Genomic DNA, 23050 nt, shown 5'->3' on the forward strand with positions numbered 1-23050 from the left:
TGGGCGCCCGCAGGCGCGTCAAAAAACAACAAGCCACGCGGGACAACCGGCGTGGCTTGTTATACGAATTAGGGTCGGGCATACCGACCGAAGGCCGCGCAGTATACCGCAAAGCAACGCCTTGGATGCACCCTGACGACCAACTGTCGGCCTTATTTTTCGGGGCTTTGGCTGACTTTCGGGTCAAGCTGACGCCGCCGGCCCACCCTCCAGCTTGCGCCACAACAAGCGCACATTAGCCTTGCGCACCAGGGCGCAGCGATACAAGCGAATTTCCAGTGGTACGTGCCATTGGCTGCCGCCACATACCACCAGCTCACCGCGCTCAAGCTCGGCCCGCGCCGATAGCCTCGGTACCCAGGCGATGCCCAGGCCCTCCAGGGCCATGCTCTTGAGGCTGTCAGCCATCGCCGTTTCATAAACAGTGGTAAAGCGCAGGTTGCGCTGGCGCAGCAGCAGATTGACCGAGCGGCCGAGGAAGGCCCCGGCGCTGTAGGCCAGCAACGGCACACTGCCTTCGCCTTCCAGGTCGAACAGCGGCTTGCCCTCGGCATCGGCGGCGCACACCGGCAGCATCTCGGTATGCCCCAGGTGCAGCGACGGGAAGATTTCTGCATCCATCTGCAAGGCAGCATCGGGGTCATAGAAGGCCAGCATCAGGTCGCAACCGCCTTCGCGCAGGGCATGCACGGCATCGCCGACGTTGGTCGCCACCAGGCGCGTGGCAATGTTCAGGCCGTCGTTGCGCAGTTGTGCAATCCAGCGCGGGAAGAACCCCAGTGCCAGCGAGTGCGCCGCCGACACCTGAATCACCTCGCCCTGCCCGCCTTCCAGGTGATGCAAATGGCGCAGCACTTCGCCCAGCTGGTCAACCACCGTACGCGCCGTGACCAGGAACAGCTGCCCCGCCGCCGTCAGCTCGATAGGCGTACGGGAACGGTTGACCAGGGTCAGCCCCAGCGCCGCTTCCAGGCTGCGAATGCGCCGGCTGAAGGCCGGCTGGGTGACGAAGCGGCGCTCGGCGGCCTGGGAGAAACTGCGGGTCGCGGCCAGGGCGCTGAAGTCCTCCAGCCATTTGCTCTCAAGGTTCATGGGCTCTCCAGGGATGCACCAAAATTGAACACGCTCGATCGGCAGTTGGCGTCACATCAACCCGTATGCCGTTTGTGCATAGGTTAGCGTGCAACAGCATTGGCCGCAAAATCGGCGCCAGCCTAGGATTGGCGCCATTCCGGCATGTGCCGGGTCAAATTCGAGATGATATCTATCATGTCCGCTGCTGCATCGTTCCGTGTCGAAAAAGATCTGCTTGGCACCCTCGAAGTCCCTGCCGATGCCTACTACGGTATCCAGACTCTGCGTGCTGCCAACAACTTCCACCTCTCCGGCGTTCCGCTGTCGCACTACCCTAAGCTGGTTGTGGCCCTGGCCATGGTCAAGCAGGCTGCTGCCGACGCCAACCGTGAGCTGGGTCACCTGAGCGATGCCAAGCACGCGGCCATCAGCGAAGCTTGTGCCCGTCTGATCCGCGGCGACTACCACGAGCAGTTCGTGGTCGACATGATTCAAGGCGGTGCTGGTACTTCTACCAACATGAACGCCAACGAAGTCATCGCCAACATCGCGTTGGAGGCCATGGGCCACCAGAAAGGCGAGTACAAGTACCTGCACCCGAACAACGACGTGAACATGGCGCAGTCGACCAACGACGCCTACCCGACCGCGATCCGTCTGGGTCTGCTGCTGGGTCACGACGCCCTGCTGTCCAGCCTCGACAGCCTGATCCAGGCCTTCGCCGCCAAAGGCAAGGAATTCGACCACGTACTGAAGATGGGCCGCACCCAGCTGCAGGACGCCGTGCCGATGACCCTGGGCCAGGAATTCCGCGCCTTCGCCACCACCATGACCGAAGACCTGCAGCGCCTGCGCTCGCTGGCCCCGGAACTGCTGACTGAAATCAACCTGGGTGGTACTGCCATCGGTACCGGCATCAACGCCGACCCAGGCTACCAGGCCCTGGCCGTTCAGCGCCTGGCCACCATCAGCGGCCAGCCGCTGGTACCGGCTGCCGACCTGATCGAAGCCACCTCGGACATGGGCGCCTTCGTCCTGTTCTCGGGCATGCTCAAGCGTACCGCGGTCAAGCTGTCGAAGATCTGCAACGACCTGCGCCTGCTGTCCAGCGGCCCACGTACCGGCATCAACGAAATCAACCTGCCAGCGCGTCAGCCAGGCAGCTCGATCATGCCAGGCAAGGTCAACCCGGTCATCCCGGAAGCGGTCAACCAGGTGGCCTTCGCCATCATGGGCAACGACCTGGCCCTGACCGTCGCCGCCGAAGGTGGCCAACTGCAGCTGAACGTCATGGAGCCGCTGATCGCTTACAAGATCTTCGACTCGATCCGCCTGCTGCAACGCGCCATGGACATGCTGCGCGAGCACTGCATCGTCGGCATCACCGCCAACGAACAGCGCTGCCGTGAACTGGTCGAACACTCGATCGGCCTGGTCACCGCCCTGAACCCGTACATCGGCTACGAAAACGCTACCCGTATCGCGGCCATCGCCCTGGAAAGTGGCCGTGGCGTGCTGGAACTGGTACGTGAAGAAGGCCTGCTGGACGAAGAGATGCTCAACGACATCCTGCGTCCGGAAAACATGATTGCTCCGCGTCTGGTGCCGCTAAAGGCGTAACCGATGCTGTAACACGCTCACCAGGTCGAGGGACTAGACACCTCTCACCTTTTGAGGGCCCAGGGATCACTCCCCGGGCCCTTTTTTTATGCCCTGTAGAAGCGGGCTTGCCCCGCGATGGGAATTGGCTGACAGACCGCAACCGCGGGGCAAGCCCGCTCCCACAGAGGGCATATCAGCCACGCCAAGGCAGACGTGCGGCGCTCGCATCGGTATAGTGCCCGCCCTCTCGCGTGTCGGCACCCCGGCGTTGCACGCAGTAAAAGTCATTAAAAGCGAGGAACACTCCATGCTTGAAGTCATTAACGACTTCCTCTCGGGCAAGGTACTGATCGTGCTCATTGTCGGTCTGGGCAGTTACTTCACGATCCGCTCGCGTTTCGTTCAGTTGCGTTACTTCACCCACATGTTCGCCGTTTTTCGCGACAGCCTGCGTAGCAGCAGCGAACAACTGAGCTCGTTCCAGGCACTGATGCTCAGCCTGGCCGGTCGCGTCGGTGCCGGCAATATTGCCGGGGTCGGCATCGCCGTAACCCTCGGCGGCCCGGGTGCGGTGTTCTGGATGTGGGTGACCGCGCTGGTGGGCATGTCCAGCAGTTTCATCGAGTGCACCCTCGGCCAGCTGTACAAGCGTTGCGACAGCGAAGGCCAGTACCGCGGCGGCCCGTCGTATTACATCGAACACGGCCTGGGCAAACGCTGGCTGGGCATGGTCATGGCCTTCCTGCTGCTGGTGACCTTCGGTTTCGCCTTCAACGGCCTGCAAGCCCACGCCGTGACCCACTCGCTGAACAATGCCTTCCAGTTCGACACCACCTACACCGGCATTGCCCTGGCGGTGCTGCTGGGCCTGGTGTTCATCGGTGGCATCAAGCGTATCGCCGCCGTGGCCGACCTGTTGGTACCGGTCAAGACCCTCGCCTACATCGCCGTGACCCTGTACGTGATCGTGCTGCAGTTCGACCAGGTGCCGGACATGCTGATGACCATCGTCAGAAGCGCCTTCGGCCTGGATCAGGTGTTCGGCGGCCTGGTCGGCAGCGCCATTATCATGGGCGTCAAACGCGGGGTGTTCGCCAACGAAGCCGGCCTTGGCAGCGCGCCCAACGTCGCCGCCGTCGCCGAAGTCGATCACCCGATTGCCCAAGGCGTGGTCCAGGCGTTCTCGGTGTTTCTCGACACGTTCATCATCTGTACCTGCACAGCCTTGCTGATCCTGCTCTCGGGCTTCTATACCCCGGGCTTCGAAGGTGACGGCATCGCCCTGACGCAGAATTCGCTGGCGGCCGTGGTCGGTGACTGGGGGCGGGTCTTCATCAGCGTGGCGCTGGCGCTGTTCGTGTTTACCTCGATCCTCTACAACTACTACCTGGGCGAGAGCAACCTGCGCTATCTGGTCGGTGACAATCGCAAGGCCCTGATCGGCTATCGCGCCCTGGTGCTGCTGCTGATCTTCTGGGGCGCGGTGCAAAACCTGGGGACGGTGTTCGCGTTCGCCGACATCACCATGACCTGCCTGGCCTTCGTCAACCTGATCGCCCTGGCCCTGCTGTTCAAGGTGGCCATGCGCATCCTGCGCGACTACGACGACCAGCGCGCTGCCGGGATCAAAACGCCAGTGTTCGATTCGGCCAAGTTCGCCGACCTGGACCTCGACCGCAAAGCCTGGCCGGCCAAAATCCAAGGCCAGGACGCCAAGCGCTGACAGCCAGCCGGGTGATGGCGTACTGTGGTCGGCTTCCCCAAGCCGACCATGGAGACAGGCGAATGACCCCGGCAACTGCGCAACCGGCCTACAACATCATGGTGCTGTACACCGGCGGCACCATCGGCATGCAAGCCAGCGCCAACGGCCTGGCCCCGGCCTCGGGCTTCGAGCAACGGATGCGCGAGCAACTGGCCGGGCATGCCAACATTCCCAGCTGGCAGTTCCGTGAACTGCTGCCGCTGATCGACAGCGCCAACATGACCCCCCAGTACTGGCAGCGTTTGCGCGCAGCGATCATCGATGCGGTCGACAACCAAGGCTGCGATGCCGTGCTGATCCTGCATGGCACCGACACCCTGGCGTACAGCGCTGCCGCCATGAGCTTCCAGTTGCTTGGCCTGCAAGCCCCGGTATTGTTCACCGGCTCCATGCTGCCGGCCGGTGTCGCCAACAGCGATGCCTGGGAAAACCTTACGGGCGCATTGCAGACCCTGGCTGCCGGGGTTGCGCCGGGTGTGCAACTGTACTTCCACGGTGAACTGCTAGCTCCGCACCGGACCGCCAAGGTCCGCAGTTCTGGCCGTCATCCATTCGTTACCCTCAAGCGTTTTGCCGGCTCTGGCGCAGTGCAGCCCGTGCCTGCGACGCTTGACTACCGCCAGCCGAAGCAGGTCGCCAATGTCGCTGTACTGCCACTGGTACCGGGGTTTTCCGCGGTGCTGTTGCAGGCCGCGCTGTCCAGCGGTGCACAGGGTTTGGTACTCGAATGTTTTGGCAGCGGCACCGGCCCGTCCGACAACCCCGACTTTCTCGCCGCCCTGGCCAAGGCTCACGCTCAAGGCATCGTCGTGGTGGCCATCACCCAGTGCCATGAAGGCGGAGTCGAACTGGACATCTATGAGGCCGGCAGCCGCCTGCGCCAGGTCGGAGTGTTGTCAGGTGGCGGCATGACCCGCGAGGCCCTGTTCGGCAAGTTGCAGTTGCTGCTGGGCAGCGGCTTGCCGGTAGCCGAGGCGCGACGGCTGGTGGAGCAGGATCTTTGCGGGGAATTGCAGTAAGCGGCTCAAGGCATACAAATTGCTCGGCTTGTTCGGCCAACCTGTCGAAAGAAGCCGAGCATGCTCCATTCACACCTCACCACCCTGAATGCCGTGTCCCTGGTTCTGCAAGCCTTTCAAGGCCAGGGCCCTGGCGATGAGGCACTGCTTGCCGGCAGCGGCATCAGCCCGGCTGACCTGGGCCGCGCCGACTCACGCATCACCACCCGCCAGGAGATGCTGGTGTGCGCCAATGCCGTGGCCCAGCGCCGCGAAGTGGGTCTGGAGCTGGGCCGGCGCATGCATGTTTCCTGCTACGGCATGCTCGGTTACGCCCTGCTCTCCAGTGCCACCTTAGGTGACGCTTTGCGCCTGGCGATGCAGTATCCGGCGCTACTGGGAACACTTTTCCAACTGCGCCTGATCGATGATGGCGAGCGCGTCTGGTTCAGCGCCAGCAACTATCGCGAAGATCCTCAGCTGGCAGCCTTCAATGCCGAGTTCTGCCTGACTTCGCTGAAAGTCATCTGCGACGACCTGCTCGGCCATCCCCTGCCGCTGCTGGCAACGCGCTTCGCCCATCCGGCCCCCGAGTACCACGCGTTGTATAGCGACAGCTTCCCCTGTCCGTTACGTTTCGAGGCGGCGGACAACGCTTTCGCCTTCGCCCGCAGCTGGCTGGAACAGCCCTTGCCACTGGCCGACCGGATCACCCACCGGGCCATGAGCGAGCGCTGCCGGCGGCTTAACCTGGAGTTCACCGGGCGCCAGGCCTGGCTCGGACGAATCCGCCAACTGCTGCTTGAACAACTCGATGCCGCCCCTGGTCTGGAAGGCCTGGCACGGCAGATGAACTGTTCATCGCGCACCCTGCGCCGACACCTGCAGGAGCTGGGCAGCAGCTATCAACAGCTGCTCGACGAACTGCGTTTCGAGCGCGCCAAACAGCTGTTGGCCGAAGATCAGCTACCGATCTACCGCATCGCCGAACTGCTCGGCTTCAGCGAAACGGCCAGCTTTCGTCACGCGTTCATGCGCTGGAGCGGGGTTGCGCCGAGCCACTTCCGCGCCTGAATGCAGCGGCTGCACCGCCAGGGGGCGAAATCCGGACAACCCGGTTGGCCATAACAATCCCCTTTTGGCCGTTTCCGTCGTTCTGCCCCGGGCCCGCGCCACCAACAATGGAGCGACGCCAGTGACCCGGAGAACAACAAAATGCTGACGATCTATTCCGATGACCACCGCCTGCACCACGGCCGCTGCGAGCTGATCGACGGGCAACTGATGCCCTGCTTCGAAATGCCGTCGCGCGCCGACCATGTTCTGCAGCGGGTAGAAGCCCGCGAACTGGGTGCCATCAAGGGCCCCGCCGACTTTGGCCGCGCACCCTTGCTGCGCGTGCACAGCGCCGACTACCTGAACTTCTTCGAAGGTGCCTGGCAACGCTGGGCCGAACTGGGCCACGACGGCGACCTGCTGCCCTTCACCTGGCCGGCGCGCACGTTGCGCAGCGTCAAACCCGTCGGCCTGCATGGCGAACTCGGTTACTACAGCTTCGACGCTGGCGCACCGATCACCGCAGGTACCTGGCAAGCCGCCTACAGCGCCGCGCAAGTTGCCCTCACCGCCCAGGCTGCTATCCAGAGCGGCGCCCACAGCGCCTTCGCCCTCTGTCGCCCACCAGGCCATCACGCCGCCAGCGACGTCATGGGCGGCTACTGCTACCTGAACAACGCTGCCATTGCCGCCCAGGCCTTCCTCGATCAGGGCCGGCGCAAGGTAGCGATCCTCGATGTCGACTACCATCACGGCAACGGCACCCAGGAGATCTTCTATCAGCGCAGTGACGTGTTCTTCGCGTCGATTCACGGCGATCCGCAGGCCGAGTTCCCGTTCTTCCTCGGCTATGCCGACGAGCAAGGCGAAGGTGACGGCCTGGGCTACAACGTCAACTACCCGTTGCCTGCCGGCAGTGACTGGCCAACCTGGAGCAAGGCGCTGGATCAGGCCTGTGAACGCATTGCCGCCTACGGCCCGGACGTGCTGGTGATTTCCCTGGGTGTGGATACGTTCAAGGACGACCCGATTTCCCAGTTCAAGCTCGACAGCCCCGATTATCTGGAAATGGGCGAGCGCATCGCCCGCCTCGGCAAACCGACGCTGTTCGTCATGGAAGGCGGTTATGCGGTCGAGGAAATCGGCATCAACGCGGTAAACGTACTTGAAGGTTTCGAACGCGCCCAACAGGAAGCTCAAGCATGACTCGACTCAAGCGCCTGCTCGCCCCCCTGCTCTGCACCAGCCTGCTCGCCGGTAGCCTGGAAGCTGCCGAACAACGCACCCTGCGGGTCTACAACTGGTTCGACTACATCACCCCGCAAACCTTGGTGGACTTCCAGAAAGACAGCCAGGTCAAACTCATCTACGACATCTTCGACACCAACGAAGCCCTGGAAGCCAAGCTGCTGACCGGCAACTCCGGCTACGACGTGGTGGTGCCATCCAACGTGTTCCTGGCCAAGCAGATCGAAGCGGGGGTGTTCCAGCCGCTGGACCGCAGCAAACTGCCTAACTGGCAGCACCTGGACCCGAAACTGATGAAGTTGATCGAGGCCAACGACCCCGGCAACAAATTCGCCGTGCCCTACATGTACGGCACCGTGCTGATCGGCTTCAACCCGGCCAAGGTCAAAGCGGCGCTGGGCGACAACGCCCCGGTCGACAGTTGGGACCTGATCTTCAAGGAAGAAAACATCGCCAAGCTCAAGCAGTGCGGCGTGGCCTTGCTCGACTCGCCGTCAGAGATCCTGCCGCTGGCCCTGCACTACCTGGGCCTGCCACCGAACAGCACGAAACCTGCGGACTACAAAAAGGCTGAGGAACTGCTGCTGAAGATCCGCCCGCACGTCACCTACTTCCACTCCTCCAAGTACATGGCCGATATCGCCAATGGCGACATCTGCGTGGCGGTCGGCTACTCGGGCAGCTTCTCCCAGGCGGCCAACCGTGCCACCGAGGCGAAGAACGGCGTGGTGGTGGACATGCGCTTGCCCAAGGAGGGCGCACCGATCTGGTTCGACATGCTGGCAATCCCCAAAGGTGCGGCCAACCCGGAAGATGCCTATACCTTCATCAACTATCTGCTGCAGCCCAAGGTGATCGCGCCCATCAGCGACTTTGTCGGCTACCCCAACCCCAACAAGGACGCCACCGACCTGGTCGCACCGGCCATCCGCAATAACCCCAACCTGTACCCGACCGAAGCCGCCATGGCCAAGCTCTATACCCTGCAACCGCTGCCGCGCGATGCAGAGCGGGCTCGCACCCGCGCCTGGACCAAGATCAAGGCCGGGACCTGATCGTCACTGACGCCAGGCCCGCCGCAAGCGGGCCAGGGCATCGGCAGTCGCCGCTTCGTTGACAGAGGCGAAGCCCAGTACCAGACCAGCACGTTTATCCACAGGGACCGTCGAGTCTGGCAACCAGTACTCACTCAGGGCATTGAGCTCAACACCCACCGCTTCGGCACGGGCAATCAATTCCTGCTCACGGGCGTAGCTGTCGACATCGACTTTCACATGCAGTCCTGCCGCCACTTCAGGCATCGGCCCGACACCGGCAACATCCGTGGGCCAGCCCGCTTTCAAGGTGTTGCGGCGGCTCAAGGCAGCGCGACGCATGCGCCGGATATGCCGCTGAAAATGGCCCTGAGCCATAAATTGCGCCATTACCGCCTGAGTACCCACCTCCGAATGCCGCACGGCCAGCGCCCGACAGCGGGAAAAGGCCTGGACCAGTTGCCGTGGCAGCACCAGGTAGCCCAGGCGCAGCGCCGGAAAAGCGATCTTGCCGAAGGTACCGACATAAAGCACCCGGCCGCTACGGTCCAACGCCGCCAGCGGCGCTAACGGGTCGCCGCTGTAGCGGTACTCACCGTCATAGTCATCTTCGATGATCCAGCCGTCCTTGCGCTCGGCCCAGGCCAGCAAATCCAGGCGCCGGGCCAGGCTCATGGTGACGCCAGTCGGGTACTGGTGAGATGGCGTCACATAGCTGAGGCGGCAATGCTCCACGGCATCAAGTGCAGAGCAGTCCAGGCCTTCATGGTCTACCCCCACTCCCTGCACCTTTGCCCCGGTCAGTGCAAAGGCGTTGCCGGCGGCTCGGTAACCGGGGTTTTCCACAGCCACTACTTCGCCAGGCTCCAGCAGCAGCTGTGCACAAAGGCTGATGGCTTGCTGTGCACCACTGGTGATCACAATTTGTTCAGCCACGCAGGAAAGCCCGCGGGATCGGCGCAAATAGGTAGCGATAAGTTCGCGCAACTGCAGTTCACCAGCCGGATCACCATAACCGAGCGCGGCAGGCTCGGGATTACGCCAGAAACCCGCCTGCAGCTTGGCCCAGACATCAAACGGGAATAGGTCGAACGCTGGCAGCCCCACTCGAAAAGCCCGCGGCGCACCGCTTTTTGGCGGCGGCAAGTGGTGGCTTTCCAGGCGGCTCAATGGGGCAGTGTGGATAACTTTACTGGATGTATCCTCAGTATTTTTTACTGATTTTGTGGATAACCCTGTGGAAAAACCCAGGGATAACCCTGTGGATACTTTTGTGGATAGTTTTGGAAGTTGGCTAACATAGGTGCCATCGCCCACCCGGCTTTCTATATAGCCTTCGGCGTACAACTGATCATAAGCACGCACCACGCTATTGCGCGAAAGTGCCAGCGCCGCCGCCATATCGCGGCTGGCCGGCAGCCGCGTACCGCTGCTCAGGCGACCGTCCAGCACTCGCATGCGCAGGGCCTGATAAAGCTGGCGGCTCAGACCCTGGCGGCGATCGAGCACGATACCTGTGGGGTCGAACGGCAAAGTGAAGGGGTGCTCACTCATGGCAATGGACCTATTAAATTAGCTGGAAATGGCTCTTACCTTAGTCCAATAGCCTGCCTAGGATTGGACCATTCGCCAAGGACAATCCACATGTTCACACCTTCGAGCCACAAGGAAACCGATCTCGAGCGCCTGCACCAGCAGATCGAGCAAACACGCCTGGCCGTACTGGTCACTCACGGTGAGCAGGGTTTGCAGGCCAGCCACCTGCCACTGCTGCTGGATCGCAGCCTGGGCGAAAACGGCACGCTTTATGGCCACTTCGCCCGGGCCAACAAGCAATGGCAGGACCTGGCCAACGGCGCCGAGGCGCTACTGGTGTTTGCCGGGCCCGATGCTTATGTCAGCGCCGGCTACTATCCCAGCAAGGTCGACGACCCGCGCACAGTACCGACCTGGAACTATGTGACCGTACACGCCTGGGGCAAGGCCGAGGTGTTCCACGATGCCGAACGGCTGCTGGATATCGTCAGGCGCCTGAGTGACCAGCATGAGCAGCACCAGGCCACCCCCTGGTCGGTGGACGAGGCGCCCGCCGACTACATGGCCGGCATGCTCAAGGCAATCGTCGGCTTCGCCCTGCCCATCGAGCGCCTGCAAGGCACACGCAAACTCAGCCAGAACCGTTCGGCTATCGATATCGAAGGCGTGCGCAACGGTCTGGCGGGCAGCAGCGATCCCCTGGACAACCAACTGGCCGCCCTGATGGGCCAACCTTGAAGGAATAAACGTATGTCTAGCGTCATCATCCGTCCGGTCACAGCCGACGATCACAGCGTCTGGCTGCCGCTGTGGCAGGCGTATCAGCGCTTCTACGAAACCCGTATTGCCGCCGAGGTCAGCGCCGTGACCTGGACGCGTATGCTCGACCCGAATGAACCGACCAACGCCGCGCTGGCCTGGGTCGATGGCAAGGCGGTGGGCATGGTCCACTGGATCTATCACCGCTCCAACTGGAGCATCGAGAACTCCTGCTACCTGCAAGACCTGTACGTGCAAAGTGAGCAACGTGGCCTGGGTGTCGGCCGCCAACTGATCGAATACGTCTACGCTACGGCAAAGGCCGCAGGCTGCGCCAAAGTGCACTGGCTGACCCATGAATCCAATGCCACGGCCATCAGCCTGTACGAGCAGGTCGCCGAGCGGCCCGGCTTCATCCAGTTCCGTAAACCGCTGTAAGCCAGGAGCCATCCCATGAGCAATCCATTGAACTGGCACCCGGCCAAACGCCCGCAACCTGCGCCAGTGACCGGGCGCTTCATCCGCCTGGAAAAGCTCGACCCCAAACGCGACCGCGATGACCTCTGGGAAGTGTTCCAGGGCCCCCAGGCCGACAACAGACTGTGGGACTACCTGGCGTACGGTCCGTTCAGCGAGCGCGAAGACTTCGATCACTGGCTCGACACCAACGCCGCCAGCAACGACCCACTGTTCTACAGTGTCATTGACCTGGCCAGCGGCCAGACCCAGGGCATCCTCAGCCTGATGTCGATCGTGCCTGACCAGGGCCGTATCGAGATTGGTCACATCGCCTTCGGCGCCGCCATGCAACGCACGCCCAAGGGCACTGAAGCCATCTACCTGCTCGGCAAACTGGCGTTCGAGCTGGGCAACCGGCGCCTGGAATGGAAGTGCAACGATGACAACGCCCGCTCCAAGCGCGCTGCGCTGCGCTTTGGCTTTACCTTCGAAGGGGTGTTTCGCAAGCACATGGTGATCAAGGACCGTAACCGCGACACGGCCTGGTTCTCGATCACCGACGACGAGTGGCCAACGATTGCGGCGGGGTTCGAGCGCTGGTTGGCACCCGATAACCAGCCGCCAGAGGGGCAGATGCGAACATTGGAAGCGTGCCGCACCAGTGCCTGAGGCCGTGCCAGCGACCGCGTCTAACTGACCTGCCGCTGGCGCTTGACCACGCCCATCTGCAAGCCGAATGGGCGAAATACCGCATTCAACGACTTCAGCGTCGGGTTACCTTCCCCCTGCTCAATCTGAATCAGCGTGCGCACCGATATCTTGCACATGCTCGCGAACTGGCTCTGATGCAAACCGGCCACCTCGACGCGCAAACGCCTGACTGCAGTGCCAAGCTCCAATGATCCGTCAGCAATAGCAGTGCGCACACCTTCGATGAGTGATGTGCGTATATCGATAGAAACCGTCATAGCAGCGCCCACTCTTTCATGCGTTGTGGCAAATTTTTCAAAGCGATCGCCGGATGGTTCATGGTCGCTGCCGGAAGTCCCGTTTCGGCCAATAAATCGGGTAACGCGAGCAAATGACGAGCATCCTCACGCAGCTGCTCGAATGCGTCTTGCGGATCTACCATTTGCATAGAGCTGGATTGTGAGAGGAAACATCAGACACCTGCAATATCGTGCATATTCTTAAGTAAATGCCATGTCCCATCTGCAATATAGTGCAACTTTTGCACAATAGCGATTCCGTAAAATGTATTTTAATGCAGAAAATAGAGAACCGTTAACCAGTAATCTGCATTAAGTTGCACACGGAAGAGCAAAAAAAGGGAGGCATACGCCCCCCAGAGGTTAACCGCTTGTAGATGAGGGCCTGAAAATCAGCCTTCGATCTCAATCAGGATCTCGCCCGGGTTGACCCGGTCACCCTTGGCCACATGAATGGCGGTGACCTTGCCGGCAATCGCCGCCTGCACTTCGGTCTCCATTTTCATTGCCTCGGTGATCAGCACCGGCTGGCCGGCTTTGACCGTGTCGCCTTCCTTGACCAGCACATCAACGATGTTGCCTGGCATGGTAGTGCTGACATGGCCCGGCGCACTGGCTTGCTTGCGTTTGCTGCTGCCACCGCCAACGAACTCGTTGAGCGGCTCGAACACCACTTCTTCCGGCATACCGTCGATGGACAGGTAGAAGTGCCGTTTGCCTTCGGCCTTGACGCCCACACCGGTGATGTCCACACGGTAGGTCTCGCCGTGCACATCGATGACGAACTCGGTCGGTACGCCCTCGCCACTGGCCGAAGCCACAGCACCAGCCTCTGGAATCGGCAACAGCACTTCCGGGGTCAGGGTGCCGGCCTCACGCTCCTCAAGGAATTTGCGCCCGATGTCCGGGAACATGGCGTAGGTCAGTACGTCTTCTTCCGACTTGGCCAGGGCACCGATGTCGTTGCGCAGCTTGGTCATTTCCGGCTTGAGCAGGTCGGCCGGGCGTACGTCGATAACCTCTTCGCTGCCAATCGCCTGGCGCCTCAGATTTTCGTCGACCACACCCGGGGCCTTGCCGTAACCGCCTTGCAAGTACAACTTCACCTCGTTGGTGATGGTCTTGTAGCGCTCGCCGGCGAGCACGTTGAAGAATGCCTGGGTGCCGACGATCTGCGAGGTCGGGGTCACCAGCGGCGGGAAGCCAAGGTCTTCACGCACCCGCGGGATTTCCGCCAGCACTTCGTTCATCCGATTGAGCGCACCCTGCTCCTTGAGCTGGTTGGCCAGGTTGGAAATCATCCCGCCGGGCACCTGGTTGACTTGCACCCGGGTATCGACGGCGGTGAATTCGCTTTCGAACTGGTGGTACTTCTTGCGCACGGCGTAGAAATACAGGCCGATTTCCTGCAACAGCTCCAGGCTCAGGCCGGTGTCGAACTCGCTGCCCTTGAGCGCGGCGACCATCGACTCGGTACCCGGATGGCTGGTGCCCCAGGCAAAGCTGGAGATCGCCGTGTCGATATGGTCGGCACCGTTCTCGATAGCCTTGAGCTGGCACATGGCAGCCAGGCCGGCGGTGTCGTGAGAATGCACGAACACTGGCAGCGACTGCTCGGCCTTCAGCGCCTTGACCAGCTCGCCGGTGGCGAACGGCGTCAGCAGGCCGGCCATGTCCTTGATGGCCACCGAATCGCAGCCCATGGCTTCCATCTGCTTGGCCTGGGCAACGAAGGCCTCGATGGTGTGCACCGGGCTAGTGGTGTAGGCGATGGTACCCTGGGCATGTTTGCCGGCGGCCTTGACCGCTTCGATGGCCACACGCAGGTTACGCACATCGTTCATGGCATCGAAGATACGGAACACATCGATACCGTTGACTGCGGCCTTGGCGACGAAGGCTTTGACCACGTCGTCGCTGTAGTGGCGGTAGCCAAGCAGGTTCTGCCCGCGCAGGAGCATCTGCAAGCGGGTATTGGGCAGGGCCGCACGCAGTTTGCGCAGGCGCTCCCACGGGTCTTCCTTGAGGAAGCGCACGCAGGCGTCGAAAGTGGCGCCGCCCCAGACTTCCAGCGACCAGTAGCCAACCTTGTCGAGCTTGTCGCAGATCGGCAGCATGTCTTCGGTACGCATGCGGGTGGCCAGCAGGGACTGGTGGGCGTCGCGCAGGATTGTGTCGGTTACAAAGATTTTCTTGGACATTATGGGTTCCTCACAGGCCTGCGTGGGCGGCGATGGCGGCGGCGATGGCCAGGGCCAGCTCTTCGGGTTTGCGCTTGATCGAGTAGTTGGTCAGTTCCGGATGGCTTTCAACGAAACTGGTATTGAACTGACCGCTGCGAAATTCCGGATTGCGCAGGATTTCCTGGTAATAGGCGGCGGTGGTCTTTACCCCTTGCACGCGCATGTCGTCCAGGGCCCGCAGGCCGCGGTCCATGGCTTCTTCCCAGGTCAGCGCCCAGACCACCAGTTTCAGGCACATCGAATCGTAGAACGGTGGAATGGTGTAGCCGGTGTAGATCGCTGTGTCGGTACGCACGCCCGGGCCGCCGGGGGCGTAGTAGCGGGTGATCTTGCCGAAGCTGGGCAGGAAGTTGTTCTTCGGGTCTTCGGCGTTGATCCGGAACTGCAGCGCGAAGCCGCGGTGCTGGATGTCTTCCTGCTTGACCGACAGCGGCAAACCGGAGGCGATGCGAATCTGCTCGCGAACGATGTCGATGCCGGTGATTTCTTCGGTGATGGTGTGTTCCACCTGCACCCGGGTGTTCATCTCCATGAAGTACACCTCGCCATCGGCGAGCAGGAACTCCACGGTGCCGGCGTTCTCATACCCCACGGCCTTGGCCGCGCGCACCGACAGGTCGCCGATATAGGCACGCTGTTCGGGGGTTAGTTGCGGGCTTGGGGCGATTTCGATGAGCTTCTGGTTACGCCGCTGGATCGAGCAATCGCGCTCGAACAGGTGCACGACGTTGCCGAAGCTGTCACCCAGGATTTGCGCCTCGATGTGCTTGGGATTGACGATGCATTTTTCCAGGAACACTTCTGCCGAACCGAAGGCCTTGGTGGCTTCGGAGATGACCCGCGGGAAGGCTTGCTCCAGCTCCTCACGGCTGTTGCAACGGCGAATACCGCGACCGCCACCGCCGGAGGTGGCCTTGAGCATCACCGGATAACCGATGCGATCGCCCTCCACCAGGGCCTCGTGGATGTCGGCGACGTTGCCTTCAGTACCAGGGGTGACGGGTACACCGGCCTTGATCATGCTGCGACGGGCTTCGGTCTTGTCACCCATGCGACGAATGACTTCTGCCGCCGGGCCTATGAACTTGATTCCACGTTCGGCGCAGATGTCCGCAAGTTCAGCGTTTTCCGACAGAAAGCCATAACCGGGATGCAGTGCATCACAACCGGTTTCCACCGCCAGGTTCACCAGCTTGCGCGGGTTGAGGTAACCGGCCAGGGGCTCGGCACCAATACTGTGGGCCTCATCGGCACGTTTGACGTGCAAGGCGTGGCGGTCGGCGTCGGAGTAGATCGCCACGGAACGGATGCCCATCTCGGCGCAGGCACGCACGATTCGAACAGCAATTTCACCGCGGTTGGCGATCAGGATCTTTTTTATCACTGGAGTATTCCCAAGGCCGCTAGAACAAACGAGCCGGCAATGCCGGTCGGCGCGTGACCCATCGTCGCTGGCCAGTCGCATCTTTACCCTAGCGCTGTCTCTGGATAAATAAAAATCAATATTTATTAGGGTGTGCATAAGCAAAAGCTTATAGTGCTGTTACAAGGTTTTGCCAAGGCGTGAGAAAAATGCGTAAGTCATTGATGCGTATGACATTGCGTCAACTTCAGATCTTCAATGAGGTCTGTGATTTGCGTTCCTACAGCCGGGCGGCCGAGGAGATGAACCTGACGCAACCCGCCGTTAGTCTACAGATCCGCCAACTGGAAGAACTGGTCGGCCAACCGCTGTTCGAGTACGTCGGCAAGAAGCTCTACCTGACCGAAGCCGCAGAAGCGCTGCAGCGCGCCAGCCGGGATATCTTCGGCCGCCTGGAAAGCCTCGATATGCAGCTCTCGGATATGCAGGGCTCGCTGCAGGGGCAGCTGAAGCTGGCAGTCGAATCCAGCGCCAAGTACTTCGTCCCGCACCTGTTCGCCGCCTTCAAACGCCTGCACCCGGAAGTCAATCTTACCCTCACGGTGGTCAACCGGGCCCAGGCCATCCGTCGCCTCTCGGACAACCGCGATGATCTGATCATCATGTCCATGGTGCCGCAGGACATGGGCCTGGAGTTCCTGCCGTTCCTCAACAACCCGATTGTCGCCGTCGCCCCGCCTGATCACCCGCTGTGCAAGCTCGATAGCCTGCGCCTGCAGGACCTGGAGCCGCATACCTTGCTGGTACGCGAACAGGGATCGGGGACGCGCAAGGCCTGCGAGGAATACTTCAAGGAAAAGCGCGTGCACTTCACTCAGACGCTGGAAGTAGCCTCGGCCGATGCTCAGCGTGAGTGCGTGATTGCCGGCCTGGGCATCGCCCTGCTGACCCGCCACGCCCTGAACCTGGAACTGGCCACAGGCGTGCTGCGCGAGCTGCCGGTTGAGGAACTGCCGCTGTACCGCAGTTGGTGCGTGGTGCAATCCAAGGCCAAGCGGCAGTCGCCGGTGGCCCTGGCGTTTTTAGCGTTCATTCGCAGCGAACGTGCACAGATCAGCGGGCTTGTTGAGCGTTTCTCTGGGATTGTGCCGCCGATACCTGCCACACATTGACGCTCTGCACGTCGGCGTAGTCGGTGATTTCCTGCAGCAGACGGCGCTGCTCGGAGTAGCTTTCGATCGCGCGGCGAAACTCCATGCGGCGCTGGTCTTTTTCCTGCTGCTTGCGGGATTTGGCGTTGGGTTGGTACGAGCCATCGAATTCACGAGCCATTGCATATCTCCCTTTTCGAGTGCGGGAGCTTCAGCCTGACGTCATGGCATTACGGTTTGGCGGCGCGCCAATGACAAATCAATGAACCTGTGGGAACGGGCTCAGTCGTCCATCGCCTTGATCGACTTGGGCGACAAGCGCAGGCTGCGCAAGCTGCGTTTGACGCTTTTCAAGTGGTTGACCAGGCTTGGGCCGCGGGCCATGGCAACGCCCATGGCCAGCACGTCGATCACCACCAGGTGGGCGATACGCGAGGTCAGCGGGGTGTAGATTTCGGTGTCTTCGTGCACATCGATGGCCAGGTTGACGGTCGACAGCTCCGCCAGTGGTGTCTGGCTCGGGCACAGGGTAATCAGCGTAGCGCCGCTTTCACGCACCAGGTTGGCAGTGATCAGCAGGTCCTTGGAACGCCCCGACTGGGAAATGCAGATGGCCACGTCGCCAGGCTTGAGGGTTACCGCCGACATCGCCTGCATGTGTGGATCGGAGTAGGCCGCAGCAGTCAGCAACAGGCGGAAGAACTTGTGCTGAGCATCGGCCGCCACCGCGCCGGAGGCACCAAAACCGTAGAACTCGACGCGCTGGGCCTGGGCCATGGCGGTCACGGCACGCTGCAAGGCCTGTGCATCGAGGTGCTCACGCACTTCCATCAGGGTATGCAGGGTGGTGTCGAAAATTTTCAGGCTGTAGTCGGCAACCGAGTCGTCTTCATGAATGGCGAACTGGCCGAAACTCGCACCCGCCGCCAGGCTCTGGGCCAGCTTGAGCTTGAGGTCCTGGAAACCGGAACAACCGATCGCACGGCAAAAACGCACGATGGTCGGCTCACTGATGCCGACACTGTGGGCAAGGTCAGCCATGGAGCTGTGCATGACGGCTGCAGGATCAAGCAGCACGTGATCGGCAACCTTGAGTTCCGATTTGCGTAGCAGATGGCGCGACTGGGCGATGTGTTGCAACAGATTCAAGGGCAGGACTCGGTTATGATCGACTGACCGGGTTGTAGCTTTCTTGTAGTTATACTACATGACCAGCGACCCGCCCAGCTAAACGAACTAGGAGAGTGGTGGTATTGACTATCCCTTGCGACATCATGGTGTTCGGCGGCACCGGTGACCTGGCCCTGCACAAACTGCTTCCGGCGCTCTACCACCTGTATCGCGAGGCTCGCCTGCACGCAGCCGTACGCATCATCGCCCTGGCCCGCAGCAATCTGCCGCGCAGCGAATTCCTCAAGCTTGCCGAACGCCGCTGTCGGGCGCAGATCGCCCGGGCCGACTTCGACGAGGATGTCTGGGCACGTTTCTCGGCGCGGTTGGACTACTTCCCCATGGATGCCTCGCAAAGCGCCGATTTCGTCCGCCTGGCGCGGTTTCTCGGCGAAGCGGGCGGCCTGACCCGCATCTACTACCTGGCCACCGCCCCCAACCTGTTCGTACCGATTGCCAACCACCTGAAAATCGCCGGGCTGGCCGATCACGACGCGCGCATCGTGCTGGAAAAACCCATCGGCCATTCGCTGGAGTCGGCCACGGCAATCAACGAAGCCTTTGGCGCCGTTTTTGCCGAATCGCAGGTGTTTCGTATAGACCACTACCTGGGCAAGGAAACGGTGCAGAACCTCATGGCCCTGCGCTTTGCCAACGCCCTGCTCGAGCCGGTGTGGCGCAACAGCCAGATCGACCACGTGCAGATCAGCGTGTGCGAAACCCTCGGGGTCGAGAACCGCGGCGCCTACTACGACCGTGCCGGCGCCACCCGCGACATGCTGCAGAACCACCTGCTGCAGTTGCTCTGCCTGGTGGCCATGGAGCCGCCGGCGCAGTTCGAGGCCGAATCGGTGCGCGACGAGAAAGTGAAGATCCTCAAGGCCCTGCAACCGATCAGCGACCAGGATGTGCAGGACAAGACCGTGCGCGGCCAGTACAGCGCCGGCAAGATTGGCGGTCAGGAAGTTCCGGCCTACTACTTCGAGAAAGATGTCGACAACGACAGCGATACCGAGACCTTCGTCGCCGTTGAAGCGCACATCAACAACTGGCGCTGGGCCGGGGTGCCCTTCTACCTGCGCACTGGCAAGCGCCTGGCCAAGCGCTCGTCGCAGATTGTCATCCAGTTCAAACCAGTGCCGCACCGCCTGTTCGAAGGCGGCCAGGCCAACCAGTTGCTGATACAGCTACAACCCGATGAACGGATCAGCCTGCAGATGATGACCAAGACCCCCGGCAAAGGCATGCGCCTGGAACCGGTGGAGCTGAACCTGAACCTGGCCCAGGTGTTTGGCCAAACTCGCCGCTGGGACGCCTACGAGCGGCTGCTGCTGGATGTGCTCGAAGGCGACTCGACGCTGTTCATGCGCCGTGACGAGGTCGAGGCGGCCTGGGCCTGGATCGACCCAATCCTGACCGGCTGGCAGGAGCACTTCCAGGCGCCGCGGCCTTACCACGCCGGCAGCAACGGCCCGGACCAGGCCCACAGCCTGCTGGCACACCAGGGGCGTGCCTGGCATCTCTAAAAGGAGTAGCGGCTGGCCAGTAACCCGGCCAGCTCCTGAGCCGGAACCGGCCGGCTGATCAGGTAGCCCTGCACTTCGTTGCAACCTTGCTTGCGCAGGAAATCCAACTGTTCGCGGGTTTCCACGCCTTCGGCTACCACCTGCAGGTCGAGGCTCTGGGCCATGGCGATGATTGCCCGAGTGATGGCCGCGTCTTCGCTGCCCTCGCTCAGGCCGCGGATGAAGGCCTGATCGATTTTCACGTAGTCCACCGGGAAGCGCTTGAGGTAACTGAGCGAAGAATAGCCGGTGCCGAAATCATCGATGGCCAGCTTCACCCCCAGCTCGTGCAGTTGGCGGAACGTGGTAATGATGTGTTCGACGCTGTCGAGCAACTGGCTTTCCGTCAACTCCAGCTCCAGCAGGTGCGGCGCCAGTCCACTTTCATCGAGCACCTGACGCACCAGGCTGACCAGCTTGCCTTGGCGCAACTGGTAAACCGACAGGTTGACCGACACGCGGATCGGCTCAAGGCCCATGCGCTGCCACTCGCAGGCCTGCCAGCAAGCCTGACGCAGGACGAACTCGCCCATCGGTGCAATCAGTCCGGTTTCTTCGGCAAGGCCAATGAAGTCGGAGGGAGGCACCATGCCCCATTGCGGATGCTGCCAGCGCACCAGTGCCTCGGCGGCGTGCAGTCGGCCACTGGCCAGGCACAGCTTGGGTTGGTAATAGACCTGCAACTGGCGCTCTTCGATGGCCTTGCGCAGGTGGTTTTCCAGCTGCAGGCGCTGCAAGGTGCTGGCCTGCAGGCTCTCGGTGTAGAACTGGAAGTTGTCCCCGCCCAGGTGCTTGGCATGCTGCATGGCGGTATTGGCCTGGCTGACCAGCACCGTGACATCCCTTGAGGTGTCAGCCAGCAGGCTGATGCCCACTGAAGCGCTGATGACCAGTTCATGGCCATCGACACGCAGTGGCACCCGCAGTTTGTCGAGCAGGCGGGTGGCCACCCGCACCAGGCTGGACAGGTTGCTGTAGGCATCGAACAGCACGGCGAATTCGTCACCGGACAGCCGCGCCACCGTGTCGGCTTCGGGCATGGCATTGCTGATGCGCTGGGCCATCTGCTTGAGCAAGTGGTCGGCAACTTCGTGGCCAAGGCTGTCGTTGAGCAGTTTGAAACGGTCCAGGTCAATATGCAGCAACGCCAGACCGCGCCCGCTCTGACGCAAGCGCTGGCCAGCCTCGTGCAAACGCAGGCGGAACAACGCGCGGTTGGCCAGGCCGGTCAACTCGTCATAGTGGGCCAGGTAGCGCAGACGCTCCTCGGACTCGCGGCGTGCCGACAGGTCGGTAAAGAAGCCGACGATGCTGGTCAGGTTGCCCCGTGCGTCGCGCACACCATTGAGCTGTAGCCACTGTGGATACAGCTCACCATTCTTGCGCGCCTCAACCAGCTCGCCCTGCCAGCCGCCCTGCTGCTCCAGGGCACTTTCGATCGCCTGAGAATGCCGGCGGGCATCGCGACTGCACGGCAACTCCAGCAGTTGGCCCTGCAGCAGCTCTTCGCGGCTGTAGCCGGTCACCCGGCAGAAGGCCTGATTGACCGCCAGCAACACGTAGTCCGGATCGAGAATCACGATCCCTTCACTGGCAGCCTCGAACACCGTCGCGGCCAGGCGCTGTTGCTCTTCCTGGGCCTTTTGCGCGCTGATCTCGCGCCGGGTGCCAAGCATGCGCAATACGCGGCCATTGGCGCTGCGCTCCACTGCCCGGCCACGGTCCTCGATCCAGCACCAATGGCCCTGGCGGTGGCGCACCCGGTAATCGATGCGATAGTCCTCGCTGCGGCCTTTGAGGTGCTCGACCAGGGTGCGCTTTAGCAGAGGCACGTCATCGGGGTGCAAGCGTGGCTTGAGGTGGGCGAGCATCTCCTGAACCTGTTCAGGCTCAAGGCCAAACAACTCGCGCAATTGGGTGTGGTGGATCTCGTCCGTTTCCAGGTTCCAATCCCACAGCCCCAGCTCGCTGGCTTCCAGGGCCAGGGCCAGACGCTGTTCACTCTTGCTCAGGGCCTGGTTGGCCACATCCAGTTCCTGGCTACGCTGGGCCACCCGCGACTCCAGGCCAATCTGGGCCTCGCGAAGTTGCTCCTCGATCAGCCGACGCTGCTCGACCTCCTGGGCCAGGGCCTGATTGAGCCGCTCGCTGCGGCTTTGCGCGGCCTGCAGGTGCTCGATCAGCTCCTGGTTCTGAAAGCGCCGCAACAGCCCGCGCTCGATCAACCGGTTGACCTGCCAGGCCACCACCGACAAGGCGGCCAAAAGAATCAGGCCAAGCCAACCCCAGCCGCGCTGCTGTTCATCACCATTGCAGAACAGGAAAGCGATTGGCGGCAGCAGGCAGGGCAAGGTAAAACTCAGGAAGGCTGGCAGGCTGACCGCGTACGCTATGCTGGCCGATAACGTCGCCGCCCCCAGCAAGCCGAACACCCAGGCCTGCTGTACAAAGTTATCAACAGGCACCAGGGCGATCGCCGCACTTGCCAGGGTCAGGCCACTGAAGGCCGAACCCAGCAGGAACATTCGCCACCAACTGGGCTGGGCCTGTCGATCCGGCATGGCAGCGTCAAAGGCGGCCACCTGAATCACTCGCATGGCGACCAGGGCCATCAGCCAGACGATCCAAACGCTGACCAGCAGGTAGCGTGCCGGGCTCCAAAGCAACCAGGCACAGACCAGGCCGTTGAGCAGCATGAACAAAGTCGGCAGCAACGAGCCCTGGTACAGCAGGCGGGTGCGCTCGACAGCCAGTTGGGTCGCGAAGTGTTTGCGAATACTCCGGTGCGCTTGAGCAGGAGCGCTCACGGAGTCGGAACCGAGTGTCATAGGCAGTGTTCTTGTAATGGTTAGCCTTAAACGTGCACGGAGCATACACAAGCAAGCCCCTGGGCCAAACTGCTCTGGATCATAAATATTTCATCATATTTCCCGACAGCAGGCGCTCAAGCACGCAGGCCTTGGGCTGCAGCCGATGACCGGCCGGTCGTCAACAGCCGATTTTTTCTACTGTATATTTGCCCAAGGGTTGCCTGCGCC

The 23050-nt window shown here is 61.8% G+C and carries 19 protein-coding genes and 1 pseudogene; 11 read left to right on the forward strand and 9 right to left on the reverse strand.

The features are described from left to right. Positions 1–183 precede the first annotated feature (183 nt). The gene (locus EXN22_RS01175; protein ID WP_130262074.1) at positions 184–1092 is read right to left on the reverse strand and encodes a LysR substrate-binding domain-containing protein; all 909 of its coding nucleotides are present in this window, start codon (positions 1090–1092) and stop codon (positions 184–186) included. A 177-nt stretch (positions 1093–1269) separates the two neighbouring features. Here EXN22_RS01175 and aspA point away from each other — a divergent pair, with 177 nt between their 5' ends. The 6 genes from aspA to EXN22_RS01205 all read left to right on the forward strand — a co-directional run bounded on the left by aspA (position 1270) and on the right by EXN22_RS01205 (position 8798). Continuing rightward, positions 1270–2694 (forward strand): aspartate ammonia-lyase, encoded by a 1425-nt coding sequence (gene aspA, locus EXN22_RS01180; RefSeq protein ID WP_130262075.1) that lies wholly within the window; start codon positions 1270–1272, stop codon positions 2692–2694. Positions 2695–2983: 289 nt separating this feature from the next. Beyond that, the gene (locus tag EXN22_RS01185; RefSeq protein WP_130262076.1) at positions 2984–4399 is read left to right on the forward strand and encodes an alanine/glycine:cation symporter family protein; all 1416 of its coding nucleotides are present in this window, start codon (positions 2984–2986) and stop codon (positions 4397–4399) included. A 62-nt stretch (positions 4400–4461) separates the two neighbouring features. Then, positions 4462–5460: an asparaginase gene (locus EXN22_RS01190; protein WP_130262077.1), complete on the forward strand. Its 999-nt coding sequence runs from the start codon at positions 4462–4464 to the stop codon at positions 5458–5460. A gap of 60 nt (positions 5461–5520) precedes the next feature. Then, positions 5521–6513, forward strand: a complete 993-nt coding sequence (locus EXN22_RS01195) for an AraC family transcriptional regulator (protein ID WP_130262078.1) — start codon at positions 5521–5523, stop codon at positions 6511–6513. A gap of 141 nt (positions 6514–6654) precedes the next feature. Next, complete coding sequence (locus EXN22_RS01200; RefSeq protein WP_130262079.1) at positions 6655–7701, forward strand: histone deacetylase family protein; 1047 nt, start codon at positions 6655–6657, stop codon at positions 7699–7701. Beyond that, positions 7698–8798 carry a polyamine ABC transporter substrate-binding protein gene (locus EXN22_RS01205; RefSeq protein WP_130262080.1) on the forward strand — a complete coding sequence of 367 codons (1101 nt, stop codon included), beginning with the start codon at positions 7698–7700 and terminating at the stop codon, positions 8796–8798. Before EXN22_RS01200 ends, EXN22_RS01205 begins: the two co-directional genes overlap by 4 nt. A gap of 3 nt (positions 8799–8801) precedes the next feature. Here EXN22_RS01205 and pdxR read toward each other — a convergent pair whose 3' ends face one another. Continuing rightward, a complete protein-coding gene (pdxR, locus tag EXN22_RS01210; RefSeq protein ID WP_130262081.1) occupies positions 8802–10331 on the reverse strand; it encodes a MocR-like pyridoxine biosynthesis transcription factor PdxR in 1530 nt (509 codons plus the stop codon). Positions 10332–10421: 90 nt separating this feature from the next. Between pdxR and EXN22_RS01215 the strand changes: the two genes are divergently transcribed. Genes EXN22_RS01215 through EXN22_RS01225 form a run of 3 tightly spaced genes read left to right on the forward strand, consistent with a single transcriptional unit; the run spans position 10422 to position 12200 of the window. Continuing rightward, positions 10422–11051, forward strand: coding sequence for an FMN-binding negative transcriptional regulator (locus tag EXN22_RS01215; protein ID WP_130262082.1), 630 nt, complete (start codon positions 10422–10424; stop codon positions 11049–11051). A gap of 12 nt (positions 11052–11063) precedes the next feature. Next, positions 11064–11510 (forward strand): GNAT family N-acetyltransferase, encoded by a 447-nt coding sequence (locus EXN22_RS01220; RefSeq protein WP_130262083.1) that lies wholly within the window; start codon positions 11064–11066, stop codon positions 11508–11510. 15 nt (positions 11511–11525) lie between these two features. Then, on the forward strand, positions 11526–12200 hold the full coding sequence (locus EXN22_RS01225) for a GNAT family N-acetyltransferase (protein ID WP_130262084.1): 675 nt from the start codon (positions 11526–11528) through the stop codon (positions 12198–12200). Between the two features lie 20 nt (positions 12201–12220). Here EXN22_RS01225 and EXN22_RS01230 read toward each other — a convergent pair whose 3' ends face one another. From EXN22_RS01230 to EXN22_RS01245, 4 genes and pseudogenes are all read right to left on the reverse strand, one after another. After that, positions 12221–12499, reverse strand: a complete 279-nt coding sequence (locus EXN22_RS01230; protein ID WP_130262085.1) for a helix-turn-helix domain-containing protein — start codon at positions 12497–12499, stop codon at positions 12221–12223. Further along, positions 12496–12657 (reverse strand): annotated as a pseudogene (locus EXN22_RS01235) (type II toxin-antitoxin system HipA family toxin); the annotation flags it as partial. The pseudogene EXN22_RS01235 and the gene EXN22_RS01230, both read right to left, overlap by 4 nt. Positions 12658–12912: 255 nt before the next feature. Then, positions 12913–14721, reverse strand: coding sequence for a sodium-extruding oxaloacetate decarboxylase subunit alpha (oadA, locus tag EXN22_RS01240; RefSeq protein ID WP_130262086.1), 1809 nt, complete (start codon positions 14719–14721; stop codon positions 12913–12915). A 10-nt stretch (positions 14722–14731) separates the two neighbouring features. After that, a complete protein-coding gene (locus EXN22_RS01245) occupies positions 14732–16147 on the reverse strand; it encodes an acetyl-CoA carboxylase biotin carboxylase subunit (RefSeq protein ID WP_130262087.1) in 1416 nt (471 codons plus the stop codon). Between the two features lie 203 nt (positions 16148–16350). Between EXN22_RS01245 and EXN22_RS01250 the strand changes: the two genes are divergently transcribed. Then, positions 16351–17298 (forward strand): LysR family transcriptional regulator, encoded by a 948-nt coding sequence (locus EXN22_RS01250; protein WP_165392266.1) that lies wholly within the window; start codon positions 16351–16353, stop codon positions 17296–17298. Here the strand turns inward: EXN22_RS01250 and EXN22_RS01255 are convergent. Next, entirely contained in the window at positions 17240–17458 is a 219-nt protein-coding gene (locus tag EXN22_RS01255) for a PA3496 family putative envelope integrity protein (protein WP_130262089.1), read from the reverse strand. The two genes, EXN22_RS01250 and EXN22_RS01255, sit on opposite strands and share 59 nt — an antisense overlap. A gap of 101 nt (positions 17459–17559) precedes the next feature. Beyond that, positions 17560–18426 carry a transcriptional regulator HexR gene (gene hexR, locus EXN22_RS01260; RefSeq protein WP_116551232.1) on the reverse strand — a complete coding sequence of 289 codons (867 nt, stop codon included), beginning with the start codon at positions 18424–18426 and terminating at the stop codon, positions 17560–17562. Between the two features lie 104 nt (positions 18427–18530). Between hexR and zwf the strand changes: the two genes are divergently transcribed. Next, positions 18531–19973 carry a glucose-6-phosphate dehydrogenase gene (gene zwf / locus EXN22_RS01265; protein WP_130262090.1) on the forward strand — a complete coding sequence of 481 codons (1443 nt, stop codon included), beginning with the start codon at positions 18531–18533 and terminating at the stop codon, positions 19971–19973. Here the strand turns inward: zwf and EXN22_RS01270 are convergent. Then, complete coding sequence (locus EXN22_RS01270; protein WP_130262091.1) at positions 19970–22840, reverse strand: EAL domain-containing protein; 2871 nt, start codon at positions 22838–22840, stop codon at positions 19970–19972. The genes zwf and EXN22_RS01270 overlap by 4 nt on opposite strands. Between the last annotated feature and the right edge of the window lie 210 nt (positions 22841–23050).

This window comes from Pseudomonas tructae (genome assembly GCF_004214895.1).
GTDB classification, from domain to species: Bacteria; Pseudomonadota; Gammaproteobacteria; order Pseudomonadales; family Pseudomonadaceae; genus Aquipseudomonas; species Aquipseudomonas tructae.

Bases quoted from the DNA above. Each gene is read 5' to 3' on its own strand.
- EXN22_RS01185 (WP_130262076.1), top strand. From the start codon at position 2,984: ATGCTTGAAGTCATTAACGACTTCCTCTCGGGCAAGGTACTGATCGTG.
- EXN22_RS01225 (WP_130262084.1), top strand. From the start codon at position 11,526: ATGAGCAATCCATTGAACTGGCACCCGGCCAAACGCCCGCAACCTGCG.
- EXN22_RS01270 (WP_130262091.1), bottom strand. From the start codon at position 22,840: ATGACACTCGGTTCCGACTCCGTGAGCGCTCCTGCTCAAGCGCACCGG.
- EXN22_RS01200 (WP_130262079.1), top strand. From the start codon at position 6,655: ATGCTGACGATCTATTCCGATGACCACCGCCTGCACCACGGCCGCTGC.
- EXN22_RS01175 (WP_130262074.1), bottom strand. From the start codon at position 1,092: ATGAACCTTGAGAGCAAATGGCTGGAGGACTTCAGCGCCCTGGCCGCG.
- aspA (WP_130262075.1), top strand. From the start codon at position 1,270: ATGTCCGCTGCTGCATCGTTCCGTGTCGAAAAAGATCTGCTTGGCACC.
- oadA (WP_130262086.1), bottom strand. From the start codon at position 14,721: ATGTCCAAGAAAATCTTTGTAACCGACACAATCCTGCGCGACGCCCAC.
- EXN22_RS01230 (WP_130262085.1), bottom strand. From the start codon at position 12,499: ATGACGGTTTCTATCGATATACGCACATCACTCATCGAAGGTGTGCGC.
- EXN22_RS01205 (WP_130262080.1), top strand. From the start codon at position 7,698: ATGACTCGACTCAAGCGCCTGCTCGCCCCCCTGCTCTGCACCAGCCTG.
- EXN22_RS01195 (WP_130262078.1), top strand. From the start codon at position 5,521: ATGCTCCATTCACACCTCACCACCCTGAATGCCGTGTCCCTGGTTCTG.
- EXN22_RS01220 (WP_130262083.1), top strand. From the start codon at position 11,064: ATGTCTAGCGTCATCATCCGTCCGGTCACAGCCGACGATCACAGCGTC.
- EXN22_RS01250 (WP_165392266.1), top strand. From the start codon at position 16,351: ATGCGTATGACATTGCGTCAACTTCAGATCTTCAATGAGGTCTGTGAT.
- EXN22_RS01255 (WP_130262089.1), bottom strand. From the start codon at position 17,458: ATGGCTCGTGAATTCGATGGCTCGTACCAACCCAACGCCAAATCCCGC.
- pdxR (WP_130262081.1), bottom strand. From the start codon at position 10,331: ATGAGTGAGCACCCCTTCACTTTGCCGTTCGACCCCACAGGTATCGTG.
- EXN22_RS01215 (WP_130262082.1), top strand. From the start codon at position 10,422: ATGTTCACACCTTCGAGCCACAAGGAAACCGATCTCGAGCGCCTGCAC.
- EXN22_RS01190 (WP_130262077.1), top strand. From the start codon at position 4,462: ATGACCCCGGCAACTGCGCAACCGGCCTACAACATCATGGTGCTGTAC.